This window comes from Bacteroides eggerthii (assembly GCF_025146565.1).
Taxonomy (GTDB): domain Bacteria; phylum Bacteroidota; class Bacteroidia; order Bacteroidales; family Bacteroidaceae; genus Bacteroides; species Bacteroides eggerthii.
Genome location: NZ_CP102258.1, coordinates 1,852,033 through 1,871,296, shown reverse-complemented (window position 1 = coordinate 1,871,296; position 19,264 = coordinate 1,852,033). Strand labels below are relative to the sequence as shown.

Annotated in this window: 25 protein-coding genes and 1 tRNA gene; 24 read left to right on the top strand and 2 right to left on the bottom strand. The window is 38.8% G+C overall.

The window, feature by feature from the left end; all coding sequences use genetic code 11:
• Positions 1-58: 58 nt before the first annotated feature.
• Positions 59-232 (top strand): hypothetical protein, encoded by a 174-nt coding sequence (locus tag NQ546_RS07665; RefSeq protein WP_004289527.1) that lies wholly within the window; start codon positions 59-61, stop codon positions 230-232.
• A complete protein-coding gene (locus NQ546_RS07660; protein ID WP_004289526.1) occupies positions 210-2,012 on the top strand; it encodes a DEAD/DEAH box helicase family protein in 1,803 nt (600 codons plus the stop codon). Before NQ546_RS07665 ends, NQ546_RS07660 begins: the two co-directional genes overlap by 23 nt.
• A 167-nt stretch (positions 2,013-2,179) precedes the next feature.
• Here the strand turns inward: NQ546_RS07660 and NQ546_RS07655 are convergent, their stop codons facing one another.
• Both NQ546_RS07655 and NQ546_RS07650 read right to left on the bottom strand, forming a co-directional pair.
• Positions 2,180-2,980 carry a hypothetical protein gene (locus tag NQ546_RS07655; RefSeq protein ID WP_004289525.1) on the bottom strand — a complete coding sequence of 267 codons (801 nt, stop codon included), beginning with the start codon at positions 2,978-2,980 and terminating at the stop codon, positions 2,180-2,182.
• Positions 2,981-3,190: 210 nt separating this feature from the next.
• Positions 3,191-3,436 carry a hypothetical protein gene (locus tag NQ546_RS07650; protein WP_004289524.1) on the bottom strand — a complete coding sequence of 82 codons (246 nt, stop codon included), beginning with the start codon at positions 3,434-3,436 and terminating at the stop codon, positions 3,191-3,193.
• Between the two features lie 647 nt (positions 3,437-4,083).
• On the opposite strand from NQ546_RS07650, the gene NQ546_RS07645 reads away from it, so the two are divergent.
• The 22 genes from NQ546_RS07645 (at position 4,084) to NQ546_RS07540 (ending at position 19,163) form a co-directional block, all read left to right on the top strand.
• Positions 4,084-5,106, top strand: a complete 1,023-nt coding sequence (locus NQ546_RS07645; RefSeq protein ID WP_004289522.1) for a DUF3871 family protein — start codon at positions 4,084-4,086, stop codon at positions 5,104-5,106.
• 366 nt (positions 5,107-5,472) lie between these two features.
• On the top strand, positions 5,473-6,120 hold the full coding sequence (locus NQ546_RS07640) for a recombinase family protein (RefSeq protein ID WP_004289520.1): 648 nt from the start codon (positions 5,473-5,475) through the stop codon (positions 6,118-6,120).
• A 514-nt stretch (positions 6,121-6,634) separates the two neighbouring features.
• Positions 6,635-7,147 carry a lipocalin family protein gene (locus tag NQ546_RS07635; RefSeq protein WP_004289518.1) on the top strand — a complete coding sequence of 171 codons (513 nt, stop codon included), beginning with the start codon at positions 6,635-6,637 and terminating at the stop codon, positions 7,145-7,147.
• Positions 7,148-7,199: 52 nt separating this feature from the next.
• Entirely contained in the window at positions 7,200-7,574 is a 375-nt protein-coding gene (locus tag NQ546_RS07630) for a hypothetical protein (RefSeq protein ID WP_004289517.1), read from the top strand.
• Positions 7,575-7,692: 118 nt separating this feature from the next.
• Positions 7,693-8,079 (top strand): HEPN domain-containing protein, encoded by a 387-nt coding sequence (locus NQ546_RS07625; RefSeq protein WP_004289516.1) that lies wholly within the window; start codon positions 7,693-7,695, stop codon positions 8,077-8,079.
• Positions 8,058-8,354 (top strand): nucleotidyltransferase family protein, encoded by a 297-nt coding sequence (locus NQ546_RS07620; RefSeq protein ID WP_004289515.1) that lies wholly within the window; start codon positions 8,058-8,060, stop codon positions 8,352-8,354. The genes NQ546_RS07625 and NQ546_RS07620 overlap by 22 nt, the downstream gene beginning before the upstream one ends.
• Before the next feature lie 146 nt (positions 8,355-8,500).
• A tRNA-Gly gene (locus tag NQ546_RS07615) sits at positions 8,501-8,604 on the top strand.
• Positions 8,605-8,736: 132 nt separating this feature from the next.
• Positions 8,737-10,014 carry a phage integrase SAM-like domain-containing protein gene (locus NQ546_RS07610; RefSeq protein ID WP_004289513.1) on the top strand — a complete coding sequence of 426 codons (1,278 nt, stop codon included), beginning with the start codon at positions 8,737-8,739 and terminating at the stop codon, positions 10,012-10,014.
• Positions 10,015-10,363: 349 nt separating this feature from the next.
• Complete coding sequence (locus tag NQ546_RS07605) at positions 10,364-11,365, top strand: DEAD/DEAH box helicase family protein (protein WP_004289512.1); 1,002 nt, start codon at positions 10,364-10,366, stop codon at positions 11,363-11,365.
• A 68-nt stretch (positions 11,366-11,433) separates the two neighbouring features.
• Positions 11,434-12,246 carry a hypothetical protein gene (locus tag NQ546_RS07600; protein WP_004289511.1) on the top strand — a complete coding sequence of 271 codons (813 nt, stop codon included), beginning with the start codon at positions 11,434-11,436 and terminating at the stop codon, positions 12,244-12,246.
• A 257-nt stretch (positions 12,247-12,503) separates the two neighbouring features.
• On the top strand, positions 12,504-12,776 hold the full coding sequence (locus NQ546_RS07595; RefSeq protein WP_004289510.1) for a hypothetical protein: 273 nt from the start codon (positions 12,504-12,506) through the stop codon (positions 12,774-12,776).
• 930 nt (positions 12,777-13,706) lie between these two features.
• Positions 13,707-14,000 (top strand): hypothetical protein, encoded by a 294-nt coding sequence (locus tag NQ546_RS07590; protein ID WP_004289507.1) that lies wholly within the window; start codon positions 13,707-13,709, stop codon positions 13,998-14,000.
• Between the two features lie 18 nt (positions 14,001-14,018).
• Positions 14,019-14,195 carry a hypothetical protein gene (locus NQ546_RS07585; protein ID WP_004289506.1) on the top strand — a complete coding sequence of 59 codons (177 nt, stop codon included), beginning with the start codon at positions 14,019-14,021 and terminating at the stop codon, positions 14,193-14,195.
• Positions 14,196-14,209: 14 nt separating this feature from the next.
• Positions 14,210-14,542 (top strand): hypothetical protein, encoded by a 333-nt coding sequence (locus tag NQ546_RS07580; RefSeq protein ID WP_004289505.1) that lies wholly within the window; start codon positions 14,210-14,212, stop codon positions 14,540-14,542.
• 11 nt (positions 14,543-14,553) lie between these two features.
• Entirely contained in the window at positions 14,554-14,850 is a 297-nt protein-coding gene (locus NQ546_RS07575; protein WP_004289504.1) for a hypothetical protein, read from the top strand.
• 4 nt (positions 14,851-14,854) lie between these two features.
• The gene (locus NQ546_RS07570; RefSeq protein ID WP_004289503.1) at positions 14,855-15,112 is read left to right on the top strand and encodes a hypothetical protein; all 258 of its coding nucleotides are present in this window, start codon (positions 14,855-14,857) and stop codon (positions 15,110-15,112) included.
• 474 nt (positions 15,113-15,586) lie between these two features.
• The gene (locus NQ546_RS07565) at positions 15,587-15,874 is read left to right on the top strand and encodes an LPD11 domain-containing protein (protein WP_004289501.1); all 288 of its coding nucleotides are present in this window, start codon (positions 15,587-15,589) and stop codon (positions 15,872-15,874) included.
• 36 nt (positions 15,875-15,910) lie between these two features.
• Positions 15,911-16,144 carry a hypothetical protein gene (locus NQ546_RS07560; RefSeq protein ID WP_004289500.1) on the top strand — a complete coding sequence of 78 codons (234 nt, stop codon included), beginning with the start codon at positions 15,911-15,913 and terminating at the stop codon, positions 16,142-16,144.
• 756 nt (positions 16,145-16,900) lie between these two features.
• A complete protein-coding gene (locus NQ546_RS07555; RefSeq protein ID WP_004289499.1) occupies positions 16,901-17,284 on the top strand; it encodes a single-stranded DNA-binding protein in 384 nt (127 codons plus the stop codon).
• Between the two features lie 377 nt (positions 17,285-17,661).
• Positions 17,662-18,189 carry a hypothetical protein gene (locus NQ546_RS07550; protein WP_004289498.1) on the top strand — a complete coding sequence of 176 codons (528 nt, stop codon included), beginning with the start codon at positions 17,662-17,664 and terminating at the stop codon, positions 18,187-18,189.
• 418 nt (positions 18,190-18,607) lie between these two features.
• Entirely contained in the window at positions 18,608-18,778 is a 171-nt protein-coding gene (locus NQ546_RS07545; RefSeq protein ID WP_229104432.1) for a nitrate ABC transporter permease, read from the top strand.
• A gap of 70 nt (positions 18,779-18,848) precedes the next feature.
• Entirely contained in the window at positions 18,849-19,163 is a 315-nt protein-coding gene (locus NQ546_RS07540) for a hypothetical protein (protein ID WP_004289495.1), read from the top strand.
• The last annotated feature ends 101 nt before the right edge of the window (positions 19,164-19,264 follow it).

The following is a 19,264-nucleotide window of genomic DNA, read 5'->3' as shown; positions in this document are numbered from 1 at the left end:
CAAAGGGGAAGGGAAACTCCCTTCCTCACATTCATAAACATTTTAAACGATAGATATTATGATAAAGATTAAAATTACGACCTTTGCGGCAGCAACCCAGTTTGTCAACGAAGCCAGCTCTCAAGTTCAGACCTTAGAAGAAACACCCGACTTCGACATGATAAAGCAGGAAGAATTTGAGAATTTTATTAATATACCCGATTATTACAATGACGAAGACAATCAATATTAGTGTCAATGAACTCGGTAAGGTACAATACCTTACCGAAGTCCTCCCCCAAATACCGACTGATACAATCTTGTATAAGAAACTGACAGGACTTGGAGCGACTTACGGTGAAATCAAGGCTAAACGGAACTCCATTATCATAGAACCGAATGTACCTGTAATTATCGGTAAATGCAATGACCCTAAACACCGGAATGACAACCTGTTCGGAGTTTATGAAGGCATATATACAGATGACATCGTAAAATATTTAGAGAAAAGCGGTAAGAAATACTATAAGATACTAACTACCCCCGAAAGTTTTCAGAAGGTTAAGGCTGCCTTTGAGGATATGGAGACTGATATGTACAGTACCTGTTTTCTTCTTTTTGATGAATGCCATAAACTTGTAAAAGATATGGATTATCGAAGTGATATAATATTTCCGTTGAATGATTTCTTCCGTTTTGAACATAAAGCACTGGTTTCCGCAACACCGATACCGTTGCATGACCCCCGTTTCAAGGAACAGCATTTCCAAACAATAGAGGTACAGCCCTCTTTCGACTATAAGAAAGAACTATGGATATATCATACCAACAATACACTGCAAACGCTGAAACTCCAGCTTGACACATTGGAATACGACCCAGTTCCTGTTTGTATATTTATAAACTCAACGGATATAGTCCATTCCGTTATGAGGCAGCTAAATTTATTGGAGTGCTCTGCGGTGTTCTGTGCTTCCAAGAGTGTAGACAAACTGAAAAAAGACAAATTTAAAAATGCTTACGAGCAGTGGAAAGCAGACAGGATGAAGAAATACAATTTCTTTACAAGCCGTTTTTTTAATGCTGTGGATATGGAATTGGAAGAAAAACCTCATGTAATAATGCTGACCGATGTCTTCTTTGCGGAACACACCATGATAGACCCGCATACGGATGCCATTCAGATAATCGGACGTTTCAGAAATGGTATATCTTCTGTCACGCATATAAGCAATACCAACAACGGATTACCACAGCGGACAAAGGAAGAGATAAAAGGCTATCTCGTCTGTTGCAAGGAGATATATAAAACAATGAAGAACTTTTATAACTGCGCCACAGACAGGGCTTCCCGCGAAGCATATCATGCCGCACTGGAAAGCCTTCCCTTCAACCGTATGCTTGACAGGGACGGTAAAGAGAACTGGTTTGCAATGGATAACTACATGGATGAGGAACTTACAAAGGGTTACTATCATGAAGAAGCTACCCTTTATGACGCATACGATAATTGTACTTCGTTCACCGTATATAAAAAAGGCTTCTATTATTCCGTAGGGGACTGCGAACGTCTGAAAAGGGAGAACAAGTCGGTATCACTTAAGGAGAAACGTAGGGAAATTGTCCGACAGTTGGAGATGCTTGGAGAATGCGTCACCGAAATGGAACTGGAATATAAGAGGGACTTGATTGCGGCTGACCCGTTTATCGTCGATGCTTACGATACAGTGGGCAAGGCTGTCATTGAACAACTGAACTATTCCAAAAAGAGGATTACGGAAGCCATGATACAGAAACAATACCATGAAAAAGCGACAGGAACGGAAGTCATACGTCTAATAAAGAATTCCTTCCAAGTAGGCAGCAAGTATTCCCGTAAATATATAAAAAAGGAAATCCTGCGGATTTATGACCTGTTACAGATATATCCCCCGAAAGCCGTTACAAGTAAAACAATATGCGACTTTTTTACGGTATCCGACTGCAAGGTTGGAGGAGACAGAGGATATTTGCTCATCAGTGAAATTATATAAGGACAAGGACATTTTTTTGAAGAAAACACTTTTATAGTCCCCGACCAAAAAATGTCCCACACTCCTAACCTTTAAAGCTAAAGCATGGTTTGGTTGCAGAAAAGAGGGTTTCTTCAAAAGGAATTATCCGAAAAAGGTCGGATTTATATCGTTTGCAAGCCTGCGGTTTATAACAGCACAGGCGGATATTCCTTTTGTGGCTTTTCCGCAATGTCCACATTCAATACTTTTGCAAGATATGTCCAAGTGCAATTTGTGCCTTTGGGTATTCTCTTCCTCTTTAAAGCATCGACCATATAGTCGGAACTGCCGCTAAAGTGGTATATCATCTTCCATACGGAAGGTCTGTCATAGGCGGGCGGTATCAGTCCTTGCTGGCACAGGTAATTACGAACGGAAATATAGAAAGCGTCTTTCCCCGTCTTTGCCAAATCTACAATAAAGAGCCTTGTGTCTGTAAGTGTGTAACCGTTTTCTTCCTCACGCAGCAATTGTAATCTGGTACATAAGGCAAGATAGGCATTTATTGTAGGTCGGGAGATATGAAGCAGCTTGCTGATTGCAGATTTGCCATACCCTGTATAGTTTGTGTTACTCAGACATATACATTTCAGCAGTATAAGGAAACCTTTCAATTTATTCGGTATGTCTGCATGTAATAAATCTGTACTGATACGTACCCATTCCGTAGCTGGTTTATAAAGATGATAGGTACAGGTGTCAAAATATCCCTTGTTACCCGTATGATGCTGTTTGTCTTTGTAAAGGATTAGTTCTTTGGATATTAGTGTTTTAATGTGCGTTGATATGTATTCCTTATTTATGCCTGTAAGTTCCGAAAGTGTGTCAAGCCTTACATGGGATACGTATGTATTGTAATCTGATTTTGTCAACAAACAAAAATAGGTATATGCTTCATTGGCTGTAAGCCCCAGTATCTTTTTCTTCGGTATTAGTACGTACCCCATAGTTTGCAAATGGTATATCGTTAACAAAAGAGAGCATCTGTTCCTTAAGCATCCTGTTGAACCTTGAAGTGCCAAGAGCGATTTTGGCTTCTTTCCTGTTTCGATAGGTTTCTTTAGTCAGTCGGTTTATGTACATGGGATAGAAATTGAGATGAATACGTCATGCGGACTTCGGAAGAAGTCCATGCTTATTTGTTACTGTCTTTTTAATTAATAGTATAGCGCACCATGTTTTTTTACATTACCGCACCTATGTTTTTTTACAAGGTTCTTTTGAGGGAGTAACTCCAGCTTTTCTGCCACTTTTGCCAATTGGCGGAGCAATTCGGGGGTAATTTCCTTCAATCGGTTTCTGTCTATCTTTATAGTATGGGTGTTGTAGATGATATGCTCCACCGTATCGTCCGTAATGGTTATATTGGCATCGGGGGCTGTGTAAATGGTTGCTTCGTTCATAGATAATTGTGATTTAATGATTTAAAAATAAGATTATCTGATTTTTACTTGGATACAGGTTTTAGAGGGATGATAAAAAGCCGCACAAGAGTAGACGTCTAATCATACTCAAATGCGGCTTTTTTTGTGTAAAGTCCATAATGCCTATTAGTACGTTGTATATAGCACCATTGATTTTTACACTGTTGGCAGATTTTTTATCAGCAGTGAAACGGACAGGTCAAACTACAAATGAAACTATCAATAATAAATAGGAAGATTATACCATGAATAGAAAAATATCGTCCGTTTCATGGGGATATACAAAGATAGTCATCTTTAATAAGGTAAAAAAACGAATGGCGGCTATTCTTTAAAATCCGCATATACATAGAAACGGGATTTACACAATATATCCGTTTCTTCCACAGTCTTGAAAATACAGGAAAACACGCACACTAAAGTACAGGTACTTATATAAATCACCCCCTACCCTCTTTTCTTGAAGCTGGAATATATATCAGCTTGATTATCCACAGGTTTACTGATTGAAAGTTACGCATATATGTGTTGAGTACGCTCTAACACCCCCTTAGAGTACTTGAAGATAAACGAAATGTTTATCATTTCATTCTATCAGTTTATAAACCATTTAAAATTAATTCATTATGAACGATTTAGTAATTGGCGGTATGCCACAGGAAAGAAAGACGTTAAATTTGGGTGATTATGCGGAAGAAGCCGTTTTAATAACGGAAGAAGAACCTGCAAAGCAGAAAAGACCGCTATTCATTGAAGCCAATACGGTTGACGTTACTATGGAGCATTTAAAGAACGACTGCATTATCCCCGTATTTGCAAAGGATAATGAAGCCACCTTGTCCCACCCTGCATTTATAGAGACTGTGCAGGATGCCGCAAGCACATTCTTTCAAGGTGAAAAGATTGGACTACCCGATATAAGGGTGTCCCATGTAATTAAGGGAAGAATACCCGAAGCCATACACAAGCCAGCCAACCAACTGTTGGAAAGTGACAAGACCATTTATTACGAAAGATGTGCCTTTGCGATAGAAATACCAACCGTTTATGAGACGGTAAACGGGAACAGGCTTACTTTGACCGTTGGCGGTGTTCGTGCCTATAATCACACTAACTTGTACAGCAAAAAAGGCATGGAACGGTTTAAGGTGTTTGTAGGCTTTATTTGTAAGGTATGTACAAACTTATGCGTATCTACTGACGGCTATTTAAGCAATTTGGAAGTAACCAATACAAAAGACCTGTATAGGGGTGTATTGGAAATGCTTCATGCCTACAATCCCGCAAAGCACATACATCTGATGCAGAGTTTGGGCGATACCTTTATGAATGAGCACCAGTTTGCCACATTATTGGGTAAGATGCGTTTGTACCAGTGTTTGCCACAAGGCTATCAAAAGCGGTTGCCACGTATGCTACTTACAGATACACAGGTTAATGCAGTGGCTAAGGCATATATCAGTGATAATGATTTTGGCGGTTTTGGCGGTGAATTGTCTATGTGGAAATTCTATAATCTGTTGACAGGAAGCAACAAAAGCAGTTATATAGACAGCTTTTTGGATAGGGCTTATAACGCTACGGAACTTGCAACGGGGATAAATGCCGCTTTGCATGGTGAGGAACGTTACAGGTGGTTTATTGATTGAGTGAACGGGAGAATATTCTTTTAAACGGGTATTCTCCTTTTTGTCTGACTATTTAAAGATTAAAAATCATGTTTTATAGAAGATTGCTTGTTTGGCTGTTTGTGTTAATTGTCTCACTTTTTACAGGCTGTGTGCCTATTATATTGTTTGTACTGTTCTATTTTCCTATAAGACATTGGAGTATTGAGAAAAGCGAACGTGCAGCGGAAAAAGAAATGAGGAAACAGCATAGGTATTATAGCGGAATACGCAGGAACAAGGAGCGTAACGCATAGAAATGTAATCAAAAGGAAGTTGTGTTCAAATAAATCTGAAAAGGTGGTTTGAACACGCTTCTTTCTGTTATCAACCAATTCAAAGAATAATATGAAAACAAAAGAGAAAAGAGCAGTAATATACGCACGTGTCTCGTCTGCAAATGACAGACAGGATACAACAAGGCAGATAGAGGATTTAAAGAGATATGCCGTTTTACAGGATATAGAAATAGTACGGATATTCCAAGAGCATATAAGCGGAGCAAAGAAGATTGAGGAAAGGCAGGTACTTGCGGAATGTTTGGAATACTGTACGAAAGAGGGTGTTAACTACCTGTTATTATCCGAACTTTCAAGACTGGGAAGAAGTACATTACAGGTGCTTCGCTCTTTAGAGATACTGCATGATGCAAAGGTATCCGTTTACATACAGAACTTGGGCTTATACACATTGCAGCCAAACGGAGAGGTAAACCCGATTGCTTCGATTATGGTAACTGTACTTGCTGAAATGGCTAACATAGAACGGGCAAACATACAATACCGTTTGAACAGTGGTAGGGCAAACTACATTACTAAAGGTGGGAAATTAGGTCGCAAGGTTGGAAGTATTAAGACAGAGGAAAGGAAAAGGGAAGAATACAGGGAAACGATAGCTTTATTAAAGAAAGGCTATTCAGTGAGGAATATTGCCAAATTACAGGGTATAGGTGTTTCGACTGTTCAAAGGGTTAAAAATCTGTTTATAAGAATGTAAATATCAATAGCAATCCGCTTTTAATAAACAATAGTTCTTGTTAATCAAACGTAAAATAGTAACTTTGCAGCAATTTCAGACACTTAATGAGTTAAGGCTGAAAGGACATAGTTAACAAAGAGCGTTTGACATATTATCCTTGTTCAGAAAATCGCCAAATTAATGAACAACTCAAGGATGATAGACAAGAACGCTCACGTCAATGTTATATATTCACTTGAACAAGTGAACTATATATCGTTTGGCGTGGGCATTGTTTATTATTTGAGTTGTGGGTGTTTGGCGATACCTCTGAACAGATAATATTCAATGTTCCCACGCTTCTTTTTTGTATAACAGCCAGTAGGGAACACTGACTACAATACATATCGCCAAGAAACAGACAGTACTATTTTCTAATGTAGCTAATTATTAAAACGGTGTGCAGCTATTGCTGTGTTCCCCGCACTATTCCATAACTATTTATTAACCGCGCTTTCTATGGGAATGAGGAAGCACAAACTATATTAAAACAATGAAAACTTTAAGATTAATCGGAATGGCAGTAATTGCCGTAATTATGAGTGTTAACTTTGCAGCTTGTAGCGATGATGACGATGATACGATAGATACAAGTTCTTTAGAGGGAACTTGGGGACTTGTACGTAGTGCAGGTTGGGAACTTTGCAGTGAAGAAACAGAAAAAGACACTTGGGACTATACTAATGACCCATACAATCCCGATTATGATAGTGAAAAAATCGTTATCAAAAAACTTTCAGATAACACTTATTCAATAACTTCATATTATTATTCAGGTTCAGGTTGGCAAATGGACGGTAGTCAAACAGGTACTTTAGACGGAAAGACAATTGTATTAAAAGAGCATGACGGTTGGTTTGAGTATGCAAATCCTGCAATAGAAACACTGACAACGGATAAATTAGTTCTCCGTATAAAGTATGATAATGTACAGACTGACCCCGATTATGACCCTGAACATCGTCATAGTGGAGATTTTACAGAGACATATACGAAAATGAAATAAAAAGTGCTGTACGATATAAATTATGTATTATCTATAATAATATTGTATTTTTATGAAAGTACTGAAATTTTTGGGTATAGCCATTATGACTACAATTATAAGTATTAGCTTTATTGCTTGTAGTGATGATGAAGACAAACAATCTAATCCTGTTATTGGAACGTGGGAAATTACAGGCGGTAGTGATATTTATGACATTGGAGATATATATACATTTTATTCAAATGGAACAGTTTCCGTTGACATTGAGGGAGAAACCAATGTCTATAATTATAATCTTAATTCTGATAATACCATTTTGGCTATTGACTATGAAGATGGTGATGGCTATGAAAAAGTGTATTTAGAAATTACAGATAATAGCCTGATGAAATGGTCATATATTAATTATGAGGGAGAATATACGATTTTAAAAAGAATCAAGTAATCATTTAATCCAAAAAGACAGCATTTGAAGTAATTCATTTGCTGTCTTTTTTAAATGTTACAGCTAAATCATTGTGATTTAAAAGGGAATAATTATCTTTGTATTAAACATATTAAGCATGGATAGTAAAGTTACCTATTGGATTGAAATGTCAGATTATGACTTGGAAACAGCAGATGCGATGTTGCTTACAGGTCGTTATCTCTATGTGGGTTTCATGTGTCACCAAACGATAGAGAAAATACTCAAGGCATATTGGACTAACTGTTTGACAGAAGTACCTTTAAAGATACATTCACTATCCAGATTAGCAGAGAAAACAGAATTAGATAAAGAGCTATCAGAAGAACAGTTGGATTTCATTGATAAACTTGAGCCTCTCAACATTGAAGCCCGTTATCCCTCTTATAAAGAAAGATTGATGAAAAGTCTGACTAAAGAATATTGCACAGGACTTTTAAGTCAAACTAAAGAATTACAGTCATGGATAAAGAACAAGCTATAGCCCTCGCCAAACGATATAAAGAAATGGTAGCAGAGAAATTACCATTAAAGGCTCTCTACCTCTATGGCTCGTATAGTAAGGGGAATTACAGAGAGGATAGCGATATAGACATTGCCGTAGTAGTAGAGAGTTTGAACGACAATTATTTTGAAGACACCCCTCTATTATGGAAACTTAGACGTAAGATAAGTAACCTTATAGAACCCGTCTTGCTTATAGAGGATATGAACAATCCTCTTTACTGCGACATTGCAAGAACGGGTATTCTTATCTAAATAAATGATACAAAATAAGAGAAGCAGTATTTAAAACAGATTATTAACATATTTATTAATCAATTCTTGGTATCATCCTAAAGTTAAACCAAAAGTTAAACCGCAGAAACTCTAAAAATAATCAGTAAGAAAGATAACTATTGTAAAAGGAAGTAGCTCAGTTGGTTGCTGACGAAAGCGCAGCTTTTGGCAGCCGTAGAAGAGCATTAGCCTTCCAAGCTGAGGGTCGCGGGTTTGAGCCCCGTCTTCCGCTCTTAGAGAGGATTGATAATCAAAAGGTTATCAATCCTTTTCTTTTATATGAATTCTTTGGAAAACCCTTTCATTATACTATAAATTATGTAATTGTTGGTCTATTGTTGTTCCCCCAAAAACAATAGATATGATAACAATCAAAGCCGAAGTATTAAAAGGCAAACAAAAGAGTGATGGTACGTATAATGTCAAAATCAGAATGACTTATAAGAGAGAAGTCAAAAGACTGCCTACTTCTATCTATGTAAGGAAGGAAGACCTCACCAAGGCATTCAAAATAAAGAATCCCAAGTTTATTAAGGAAGCAAATAATATTGTTAGGCAATATCAAGAATTATGTGCTTCCCTCCCATTGGAAACAGCTAATTACAGCTTAAATGATATAATAGAGTGCATCAAGGTTAAAAATGAAAGAAAGACTACCATAGATTTCATTCAGTTCTCAAAAGAGTGGTTGAAGACTACTCAATTAAAAGGAAAAGCCAACTACCAGACATCTATTAATGCTTTCATCACTTATCTTGGAAAAGAACACTTGAATACAGACCAAATAACTAAAAAGCTATTAAAAGATTTCATGAACTATCTACAATTAAAAAGAGCCCAAAGAATTGAGGAATTAAAGAAACATGGAAAACGAATACCTTCCAACAGAATGCTCTCTTTATATATTGGATGCCTCAGACATCTATACAATGAAATCAAAAAAAGATATAATGACTATGATAGAAATATCATCTTAGTGCCCAATTCACCTTTTGATAACTTAGAAATACCTAAGCAAGAGGCTACAAGAAAGAGAGCCATACCAGCAGAAGCCATCAAAAAGATATGGGAATTACCTTATCAATACAACAACACAGGAAAAGAGAAGAAATGCCCATATAATTTAGCCAAAGATTGCTTCATTATATCTTTCTGCCTGATGGGAATGAACTCAATAGACTTATACAGTTGCTCTACACTGGAAGGAAAAGCAATCACCTACTACAGAAGTAAAACCAAAGACAGAAGGTTAGATAAAGCCAAAATGAAAGTTATAGTTCCCCCTATTCTTCAACCACTAATGGAAAAATACCAAGACCAAACAAAAAATAGAATATTTAATTTCTATCATACTTATTCAACTGCTGGCAACTTCAATAAGGCTATAAATATAGGACTCAAAGAGATTGGAAAACTTTTGAAAATAGATGATTTGGAGTACTATGCAGCAAGACACTCATGGGCTACTTTAGCAGTCAACAAGGTAGGTATTGATAAATATGCTGTTCATGCAGCACTTAATCACATTGATGAAGCCATGAAAGTCACAGATATATACATTGAAAGAGACTTCAAGATTGAGAATGAAGCAAACTTGAAGGTTCTTCAATATGTATTTGGGAGTGAAGAGTTGAAATAGGCTTAAAAGAATCTCTGTAGTTAATTGGATTATGGGGATTCTTTATCTCTGATAATTAGTCGTATAAAAATAAATATCCCAATTTATTTGTTTTTGTCGATAAAAAGACATTACTTTGCAACCCCTTTCTAACAAATAGCTTCATGCTATTCTGTTTAGTGTACTCCGAGAGGTGGCAAAAAGCAATACCTCTGAGTAAAATTCATAAAACTTTCGTGGGAAGAAAAGAAATGTATGCTTGTATGTGGCTGTACAAGTAAGTGATATCTTTTTGTCGAATTTTCTACCTTACTCCTTAAAAGGAGTAGAATAGTTTTTCGACAATATTAGTAATTTAACAACAAAAAAAATGAGAAAAAAAGAATTAGGTCTTTCTACTCATGAGATAGGTAGAAAGACTGTGATAACTGCACCTACTGGAGCAGTATATCTCAGTGAATTTATGGAAACATTGCCAGCAGGAATTTTGAATAAAAAAGAAACTGGTTGTGGAGCAACTACTGTTGTATTGGAAAATGGAGAAAATGTTATTGTTGCTTGTCCTACGAGACAACTGATAATCAATAAAGTAAACCAATATCCCAATACAAGATGTTCCTACAAATTATTTGCTGTGCAAAAAGGTATCGGGCAAAATCATATTGAGGACTATATCAAAGAGTGTCAAGGCAAACAGCCTATCAAGATAATGGTTACTTATGATTCTTTTCCAAGAGTATATGCTGTAATGAAGCTGCAATCAATTGAATGCAAAATAGTTGTGGATGAGTACCAAGAAATTTTAGATGCTTATATTTACAGAAATGCTGCAATAAGGAGTTTATTGAATGTACTGAAAGGTGTTCCAAATGTAACCTATCTTTCTGCAACCCCAATTCCATATCAATGGAGACCATCAGAACTTGAAGGATTGCCTGAATATGAGATAGAATGGGAAAATTCAGTCAGGATAATGCCCTTTAGAATAAAATCAAATCATCCATTAGCTATAGTTGCCAACATTATCAGAAATCATAAACTGGGACATCCTTTTGAATTAAAAGGCAATAAAGTTGAAGAATATTTCTTTTTTGTAAACTCGGTATCTGCAATTAGGGGTATCATAAAATCAGCCAAATTATCTCCCAATGAAGTGAAAATTATATGTGCCAAGGATGAAATCAATAAAAAGAAATTAGAGGGTTTTACTATTGGGGAGGCAAGTGGTACGAATAAAACTTTTACTTTCTGCACGAAAACAGCTTTTTATGGAGCAGATTTTTATTCAAAAGCAGGATTAGTGGTTATTACAAGCGAAGGATATGCAAAAAGCTCCCTTTTAGATATATCAACAGATATAGTACAAATATAGCTGGAAGAATCAGAACTAAAGAAAATCCTTTTAGAAATGTCATCCTTCATATATATAACACAGGAATTATGTGCGAAAGCAGAAAAGAGTACGAAGAAAAATTGAATGAGAGATTAGTTAGTGCTGAAAAGACAATTGAGGCATATCACAATCTTAGAGATGATTTGAAAACTGTTATAGTAGAAAAAATAAGGCTTGATGACCCAGAAGAATTTGCTTGTTATAATGCAGAAGAAAAAAAAGTTGAGATAGATAAAATGAAAATTGCCCATGCACAGTACAAATTTGAAACTATTGATAATATTTATTCAAACGGAATTTCATTAAGAGAAGCATATTTGAAAGCAGGATATGATGTTGAAGATGAAAATTCTTGGGAACAAAACATACATAATAATATTTGTTTTGGAATGGGTGAAAGTGCATTTGAGATACTTTATAAAATGTATTCCGTAGAAAGAAAAGAACATCCAGTTGCAATGTCAGATTTAGCAAAAGATATTGCAATGCAAAATGATATTATCCCTTTGGCATATAATATATTAGGTGATGAAATAGTGGCAGAGTTGAAGTATGATGAACTTGAAATCAGGAATATGATACACTTTAAATCACCTGAAACTCAGGCTGCATTACAAGAGGAGTTGAGGATTACATTTAAAGAAGGCGGTAGATACTCTCTGAAAGAAATAAAATATCAGCTTGGATTATGTTTCCAAAAATTGAGAATAGATATTACAGCAAAAGCAAGTTTCATTAAGCAGTATTTTAACGTTAGAAAAGTTAAAATATCAGATTTCGGCAAAAGGATTGATGGCTTTGAAATTCTGAACAAGATATTTTTTACCTTTGGCTGGAAAGTCAAAAATGCTAAATTCTAAATATTGTGCTATATAAAATGTGATTTGTAAGAATCGGCATCTATTCATAATCCCTTGTTTTCAATCAGAGAGCAGGGGATTAGTATATATATCGCATTGTAATAGTATAACTGTTTTTACTGACCTAAAGAATTATCCAAAATTATTTTTTTATTTTTTCTCCTTTGGATTTAAAAGCGAGATATATGCCAACCAATCACCTCCCCCATCACTCAAGGTGGGGATAGTCCCCCTACAACAATAATAAATTTACAATTATGGAAAGAAATTTAAAGTTCTTAAAGACAATGAGTGTGGCTGAATTTAAAGCACAGCACAATGTGGAAAAGATTGAAGTGAAAAGAAATGAACACACTGGCAAGTGTTTCTTTGTCTATGGCTTTGAAACTGGAGCTTGTTCAAGGAAGGTGGAGACTGGAGAGCTGACAATACCAGTCATTTCAGAAGTATGCTCTGCTGAAACTGGAGATATATTCCTTCTGTTACATCAGAAAGGGGAAGGAGGAGCTACTACATTGGCAACTCTATAGGAATCAATAATAAGGGTATTTTTCTAATACCCTTATTAAAAATTTCCCCATATAGCAGGATTGGTAATAATATTAGCTATAATATTTGATGTAACATCTGAACCAAAACTTTTGATTTTATCAATCAGTTTAGTCTTGACTTGAATAGGATTAGGTTCATTAGTAATAAATCCAATCTCTCAAAAATAGTATATATAATGATTTGAAATTCAGTGTGTTGAAAATTTTATAGTTTTAATTGAGGAACAAATAAGAAACAAAATTGCTAATTAAAGGCATTTCCCGATTTTTTGTTTTCACTCTGTTTCTTTCCTTGCACTTACTTATAATCGGGACTTCTTGAACCAGCTTCCTACCAGAATTTTTTTCCTCGTCCGACGGTTGTATTTGAACTTCCAAGAACCATTGCAGCCAAAAGAAAAGCAAGCCTTCTTTAATTCATACAAAGATAAGGAAAAACTTATAGGCAGGCAAATTTGTCTGCCTAAATATAGTTTACTTTGATTTAGCATATATATAGGCTAATGGACTAAACTAAACCTTTTCCCGAACTTCGTAAAACACTCTGGTCCCATTGTGCAGCCAAAAGAAAAAAAGATTCCACGGCATATTTTTCTTTTCGCTGCAACTCCCTTTTTATAAACCATCAACCTTTTACACGAGATCTTCTCTTCCCTGTATTCGCACATCCGCTTTCGGGCTGTCTGATATGAATTGTGTCGCAAAGGTACTTGACATGTCTTTCTTGTATGCAAGGTCACAGCCTGACGGTTCACGACAAAATCTCCACGCTCCGCTTTGCGGAGGTAGTATTTGGTTGTGAAACCCTGCATAAAGAGCCATGTCACCTTTTGAAGCGACATAATTAAATCAAGCCCGAAAGTAGCTGATGCTACAAGAGGGAAAAAAGAAAACTCAAAATTTAAGATTATGGCGAACTATGCAACAAACATTTTTCACGCAAGTACGGAAAACAAGCAAGACCTCGATAAAATAGAGGCATTTCTGGACGATAATTTCAACGGTTTTGTCAATCGGTATGGCGACACTGTAGATGCAGAATTTTCTTCCCGTTGGGAATACCCAGAAAAAGAAATCGACGAACTGGTAGCTTCTTTGGAAGCCAAAGATAAAATCTATATCCGCATACTGACATACGAGTTAGAGGACGAATACGTGAGCTTTCGGATATTCTCGCAAGGCAAGTGGGACATTAAGCTGTAACCTAAAAACGCATTCACTATGTACGAATACGAAGAAGACAGCGATATTATCGGTTTGTCTTGCACACTGCTCAATCCATACAAAGGTTACACGGAAGGTACAATCGTGGGCAACTATGGTAACACCATAGTTGTCCGCCTTGAAAGCGGCAAGGAAATTTCAGAATACCGTGATGAAGTGATTATCCATGATTAAACGATAGCAAACGTATGACACAGATAGCAACAAAATTCGTCAAATGGGATATTCCCGAACTGGCGACATTACAGGACAGCAAGGTTTACAAATTGCGGGTACACCTGAACAACGGAGGCAAGTTAAACCGGAAAGAAAAGAACTGGATTACCCGTAACGTGTGGGAAAGCATCTATTTCAAACGTGGAATTGCCTTGAGCGGTTATCATTTTGATTTTTCCGACGTTCTCAAACGGTATTTCGTCAAACAGCACGGAAGCATTCACGAGTATTATGCGATTGACAAAACAGCGTTACGCTCGATACTGTACGGCAGAATCGAGGATATTGTAGAAGTAAACAGTTAAACAACAAGGATATGGGAGAATACAAATTTTATCAAGACCGTAAGGTTACAAGTTGGGAACGGGATTATTTCAGTGTAAAAGCAAATAGTTACGAAGAAGCCGAGGCAATCGTCCGCTCATGGAACTGTGAGGACGTGTCGAACATCATTGACAACCGTCTTTGCTATGAAGAGTGGCAAGCATTGACCGATACATCGGAATCTATGCTCCCCGAAGAAAACGACGGCAACCCGACAATAGAGATTTTCAACGAAGACGGAGAATCAATAATGACCAATGTACCTAAAACACCTCAATCAAACCAATAGAACCATGAACGTAACAATCGAACACGTCTTTTGCCGCTATAGCGATGAAGCGGAAGAAATCTATTTCCGAATCATGAACACGATTCTTTTTGCAACTGACGAAACCGAACTTCGTGCAAGTATGGAACGTTTGAAGAACGAGACCTCACTCGATGAGTATTTTATATTCGGATACGGAGCACACCATATCTGGATAAACCAACGGCGACCGAGTGATAAAAACAGAATTTTCAAAAATCGGATTATGGTAGCCCATTTCTGACGGGAACGGGCAAGAGACCTCCGATGTACTTTTGCGGGCTAAACCGGAACTGCCAGTTTCAGCCCGTTTCTTTTTCTCTCGGCAGACATGCCGGCGCAATACCTTTTTTATCCTCATAATTAAAATTCTTATACAACCCGGAGGCCCATTTATATTTTCTTTTCGCTGCAACCCTTTTATATAAGCTATCGAACCTTTTGCAAGAGACCTTCTTTTCCCTGTGTTCGCACGTCGCTTTCGGGCTGCCTGATATGAATTGTGTCGCAAAGGTACTTGTCATGTCATTCTTGTATGCAAGGTCAAAGACTGACGGTTCACGACAAAATCTCCACCCTTCGCTCCGCACGGGTAGTATTTAATCGTGAAACCTTGCATAAAGAGCCATGACACCTTTCGAGGCGACATAATTAAATCAGGCCCGAAAGTAGCTGGTGCTACAAGAGGGAAAAAAGAAAACTCAAAATTTTATAGATTATGGCAAACGATGTAACAAATTCAAATGGACGAGTAACGGCAGACGAAGTAATACACAAGGATTCGGTTTTCAGATACCAACTGTTAGACCGCTTACGGTCAGATTGCGAGTATTACCTTAATTACGGTAACAGACACCCGAAATCCTTATGGGCTGGCGACGAAAAATTGCAAATTGAATTTATGATAAAACTGCATGAGAGTTTCAAAGAGGACGAAAAACCAGAATGGCTTACGATGGATGAGATTTTAGAATACAGCAAGAAAATGATAGCTCAAGAAGAATAAAATTACAACTAAGGAACAGACTAAAAATGTGATTTTATGGCATGGTTAGCAGTAAATAAAGACGGAACAGAATGGATAATGCCCGGAAAGCCCGTTCGAGGCTGGTGCGGGCATTGGGAGTACTCGGAAAAAGTGTACGTCGAGAGCGAGCAAGGGTACGTATCAATCGAGATAGAACTCCCCAAGGGGTCTGTTTACAAACTACTCGGTAAGGAGCTGACATGGGATGATGAACCGGTGGAATTGCAGACCGAAACAGAAAAGAGGTAAAAGCAAGCGGGCTGAACGTAGCATCGGTTTCAGCCCGCTTATACCGGCTAAACAGGTACACACCGGCGGGAATCCCTTTTTTATCTCCGTAACAGACATCCATACCGTTTCCTTCGGAAATAACCTTTTATACCTTTTGGCAGGCTATATCCTTTTGTAGAAAACGTCCGTTCGTGCGAAGGCGGTTCCTCCGCTTTGTTTCAAGACAGACTTCAGCCCTTTTTCCTTTTCCTCTTCTTTCCCTCATTTCTCTTGCCGGATAGAGACAGCGACATCAATACGCTGCATACATCTTTTGTCGGCTCTTCGTTTGGGCCCCCTTTCCACTATGCAGCGTACATGGTTGTATAAACGGTATATCGTTCTTGCCGCTTCAACCCCAAACAACCGATACGCTTTCTTGCCAGATGTTCTTCCCGCCCACCTGCCGGAACGGGAGCGGTCTTGTGTCAGTGGACGGACAGGTCTTTCATGTCTCCGAATCCGCTGCGGATTGTTTCGCCTCGACTTTTTCGCGACCGCTTTCTATTTGAAGTCGCCATATCGTTTTTCGTTGCAAAGTTAGTATGCAGACGGGCGCGACCTGGTGGTCTTGACCAATGGCGTATCGCACAAATCTTCCTTTATCGGGCCTGCGGTTTGGGGCTTCGCCTCCAAAATAAAGAGTATTTATGCGCTATCCTTGGTGCAGCCCTTTACTGCACCTACTTTTTATGCACCGTAAAACTGATTTATTAACTTCAAAAAGCAATCGCAATGAAAAAGATCGAGAACAATTTCGCAGTAACCGGATTCGTGGCAAAAGATGCCGAAGTCCGTCAGTTCACCACCACAAGTGTCGCACGTTTCCCGCTGGCAGTAGCCCGTCAGGAGAAGAACGGCGAAGAAACCAAGCGCATATCCGCTTTCATGAACATTGAAGCGTGGCGCAAGAACGAGAATACCGGGTCGTTCGACCAGCTCACCAAGGGCACGCTGCTTACCGTGGAGGGCTACTTCAAGCCCGAAGAGTGGACCGACAAAGACGGCGTGCTGCACAACCGCATCGTAACGGTCGCCGTCAAGTTCTATCCCGCTGTCGAGAAAGAGGAGGAAGCTCCTGCGGAACCGGTAAAGAAGCAGGAAAAAGGCAAGAAGTAATTCCTGCCTTATCCGGACAAAGCGGCTTGAAAGCCGCTTTTGTTTTACTCGTTACCGTTCCGGAACGTCCACACTTTTATACTCCTTCATACTCCACACGAAGAGTCCGCCGCCGTCCATTGATTTTCCCGTGCAAAGTTAAGGCGGTCGGGAATCGGCAAGGCGCGGCTTCATTTGTCGTTAACAACCATCAACTCGCAAGCTCGTCAATACTTGTTCAACACAAATGAAATCGTCCACGGGACTATCCGCTTCCTCCTTGCCTTATTTCCCTTCTGTCCGCCTTGTGGCCCGCACGTAAATCAAATCCCGCCGGACGAGGGAAACCCTCCGAAAGCAGGGATAAAAACGAAAGTCAAACTTAAAATTCAAAATGTATGAAACAGATGATTTGGTCAAGCTATGACCTGTTGGACGAAACGGCAAAAGAAGAATATCAAAATTCCCAGCGGGAAATATTGGACGATGACAGTTACGAGGTCAGCGATGAAGAATGGGCAGAAGAAGTATATTGCCGGCTGGACGACGAACGAAGCAATCTGAATAAAGAAGTGGACGGCATTATTGTCGTGTTCGGCAACTTGGGATTATGGAACGGCCGGAGACGAGGCTATCAAATATTGGGCAGCACCATTGCCGATATTTTGAAATCCCAGTGCGACGATGCAGAATGGTACGGCGACGGCTACAACATTCGCGGACGGATGGACCATCATGACGGTACGAACTATACCTTATACCGTATCGCCAAAGGCCGTGACGAAGCGGAACGTATCGCCGATAAGATTTACAACCGTGAAATCGACGAAGAAGGCTTCCGCCGGAGAACACGTTCCCTCTATCCGTATGTAGCCGCCGTGTACGGCTGGAAAACAAGGCAGCGCAAGCCGGACAAGGCCGCATAAAAATGCTGCCCGCAAAATACCGCAACGCACCCGCCAGAGGTGGTTGCGGTATCCTTTATTGAATGACTGAAATACAGAACCATCACCTTTTATAATCAGCTTCGTTCCTTTTTTATCTCATGTTTTTTGTGAAACCGGGAATGGACGAATATTTTGAACTGACGGACGAAGGTTACGAGTGGGTCTCCTAAACATTCGGTACAGATAATGACAGGTACGGGTTCGGGATACATTGGCAATGGATGTGTCCTGAATCCTTTTGCCGGAATTACCCTTTTATATCTTCATGACTCTTTCCCTTTTATCGAAGCGTATTCCGTACCCCATTGTACTCCGGCTAACCAACCGGAAAGCAATCCTCTTATAACACCTTAGCTTCCCCATTTTACTCCTTACAGCCGTTCCCCAGACACACTCCATGCCGAAAGCCCGCTTATTTTTTCTGCAAAGTTCGATTGCCGGCTGCCAGTCCCGGCAAGGACCGCTGGCGCTTGCAACCGGAAAATCTTCCTCTCCGACTTCGTTGGAGAGCGTATTTCCCGTTGCCTCCTTGTCTGGACTGACCGTCAATCCTGTGGCAGAAAAATAACCAGCCTCTCGGTACGAGATTGTACCAAAGGGAAAAACAAAAAATAGTTCAAACTTAAAATTTAAAGCGTATGACATTTAGAGAATTTATGCGAGAAAACGGTTACGAGTTACAGACAACTTTTTGGGAGGACTTCTCAATAGCGGACCGATTCGGTCTGTCAGCTATACAAGACACTTTCAAACGTGCTTTCGAGGAATGGAAAAATAACTATAAATACCTCACGGAACTGATATTGGTACTCAATCATAAAATCTGGCAGTATTATGAAACGAAACCGGAATTTGCGACACTTTACAATACCCTTTGGGAACAGGCAGGTCAATATGCGGTAGAGAACCTGAAAGATGACGAGTTAAGTTATTATTACGAGGTGACGGATTAAGCAAGGGAACACAAAGAGTCGGCTTTCATCGGCGGCTCTTTGTGCCACTTCCTTTTTTATAGCATACGGCAAAACAAATACCGCAACCGTCCGCAAAAGAC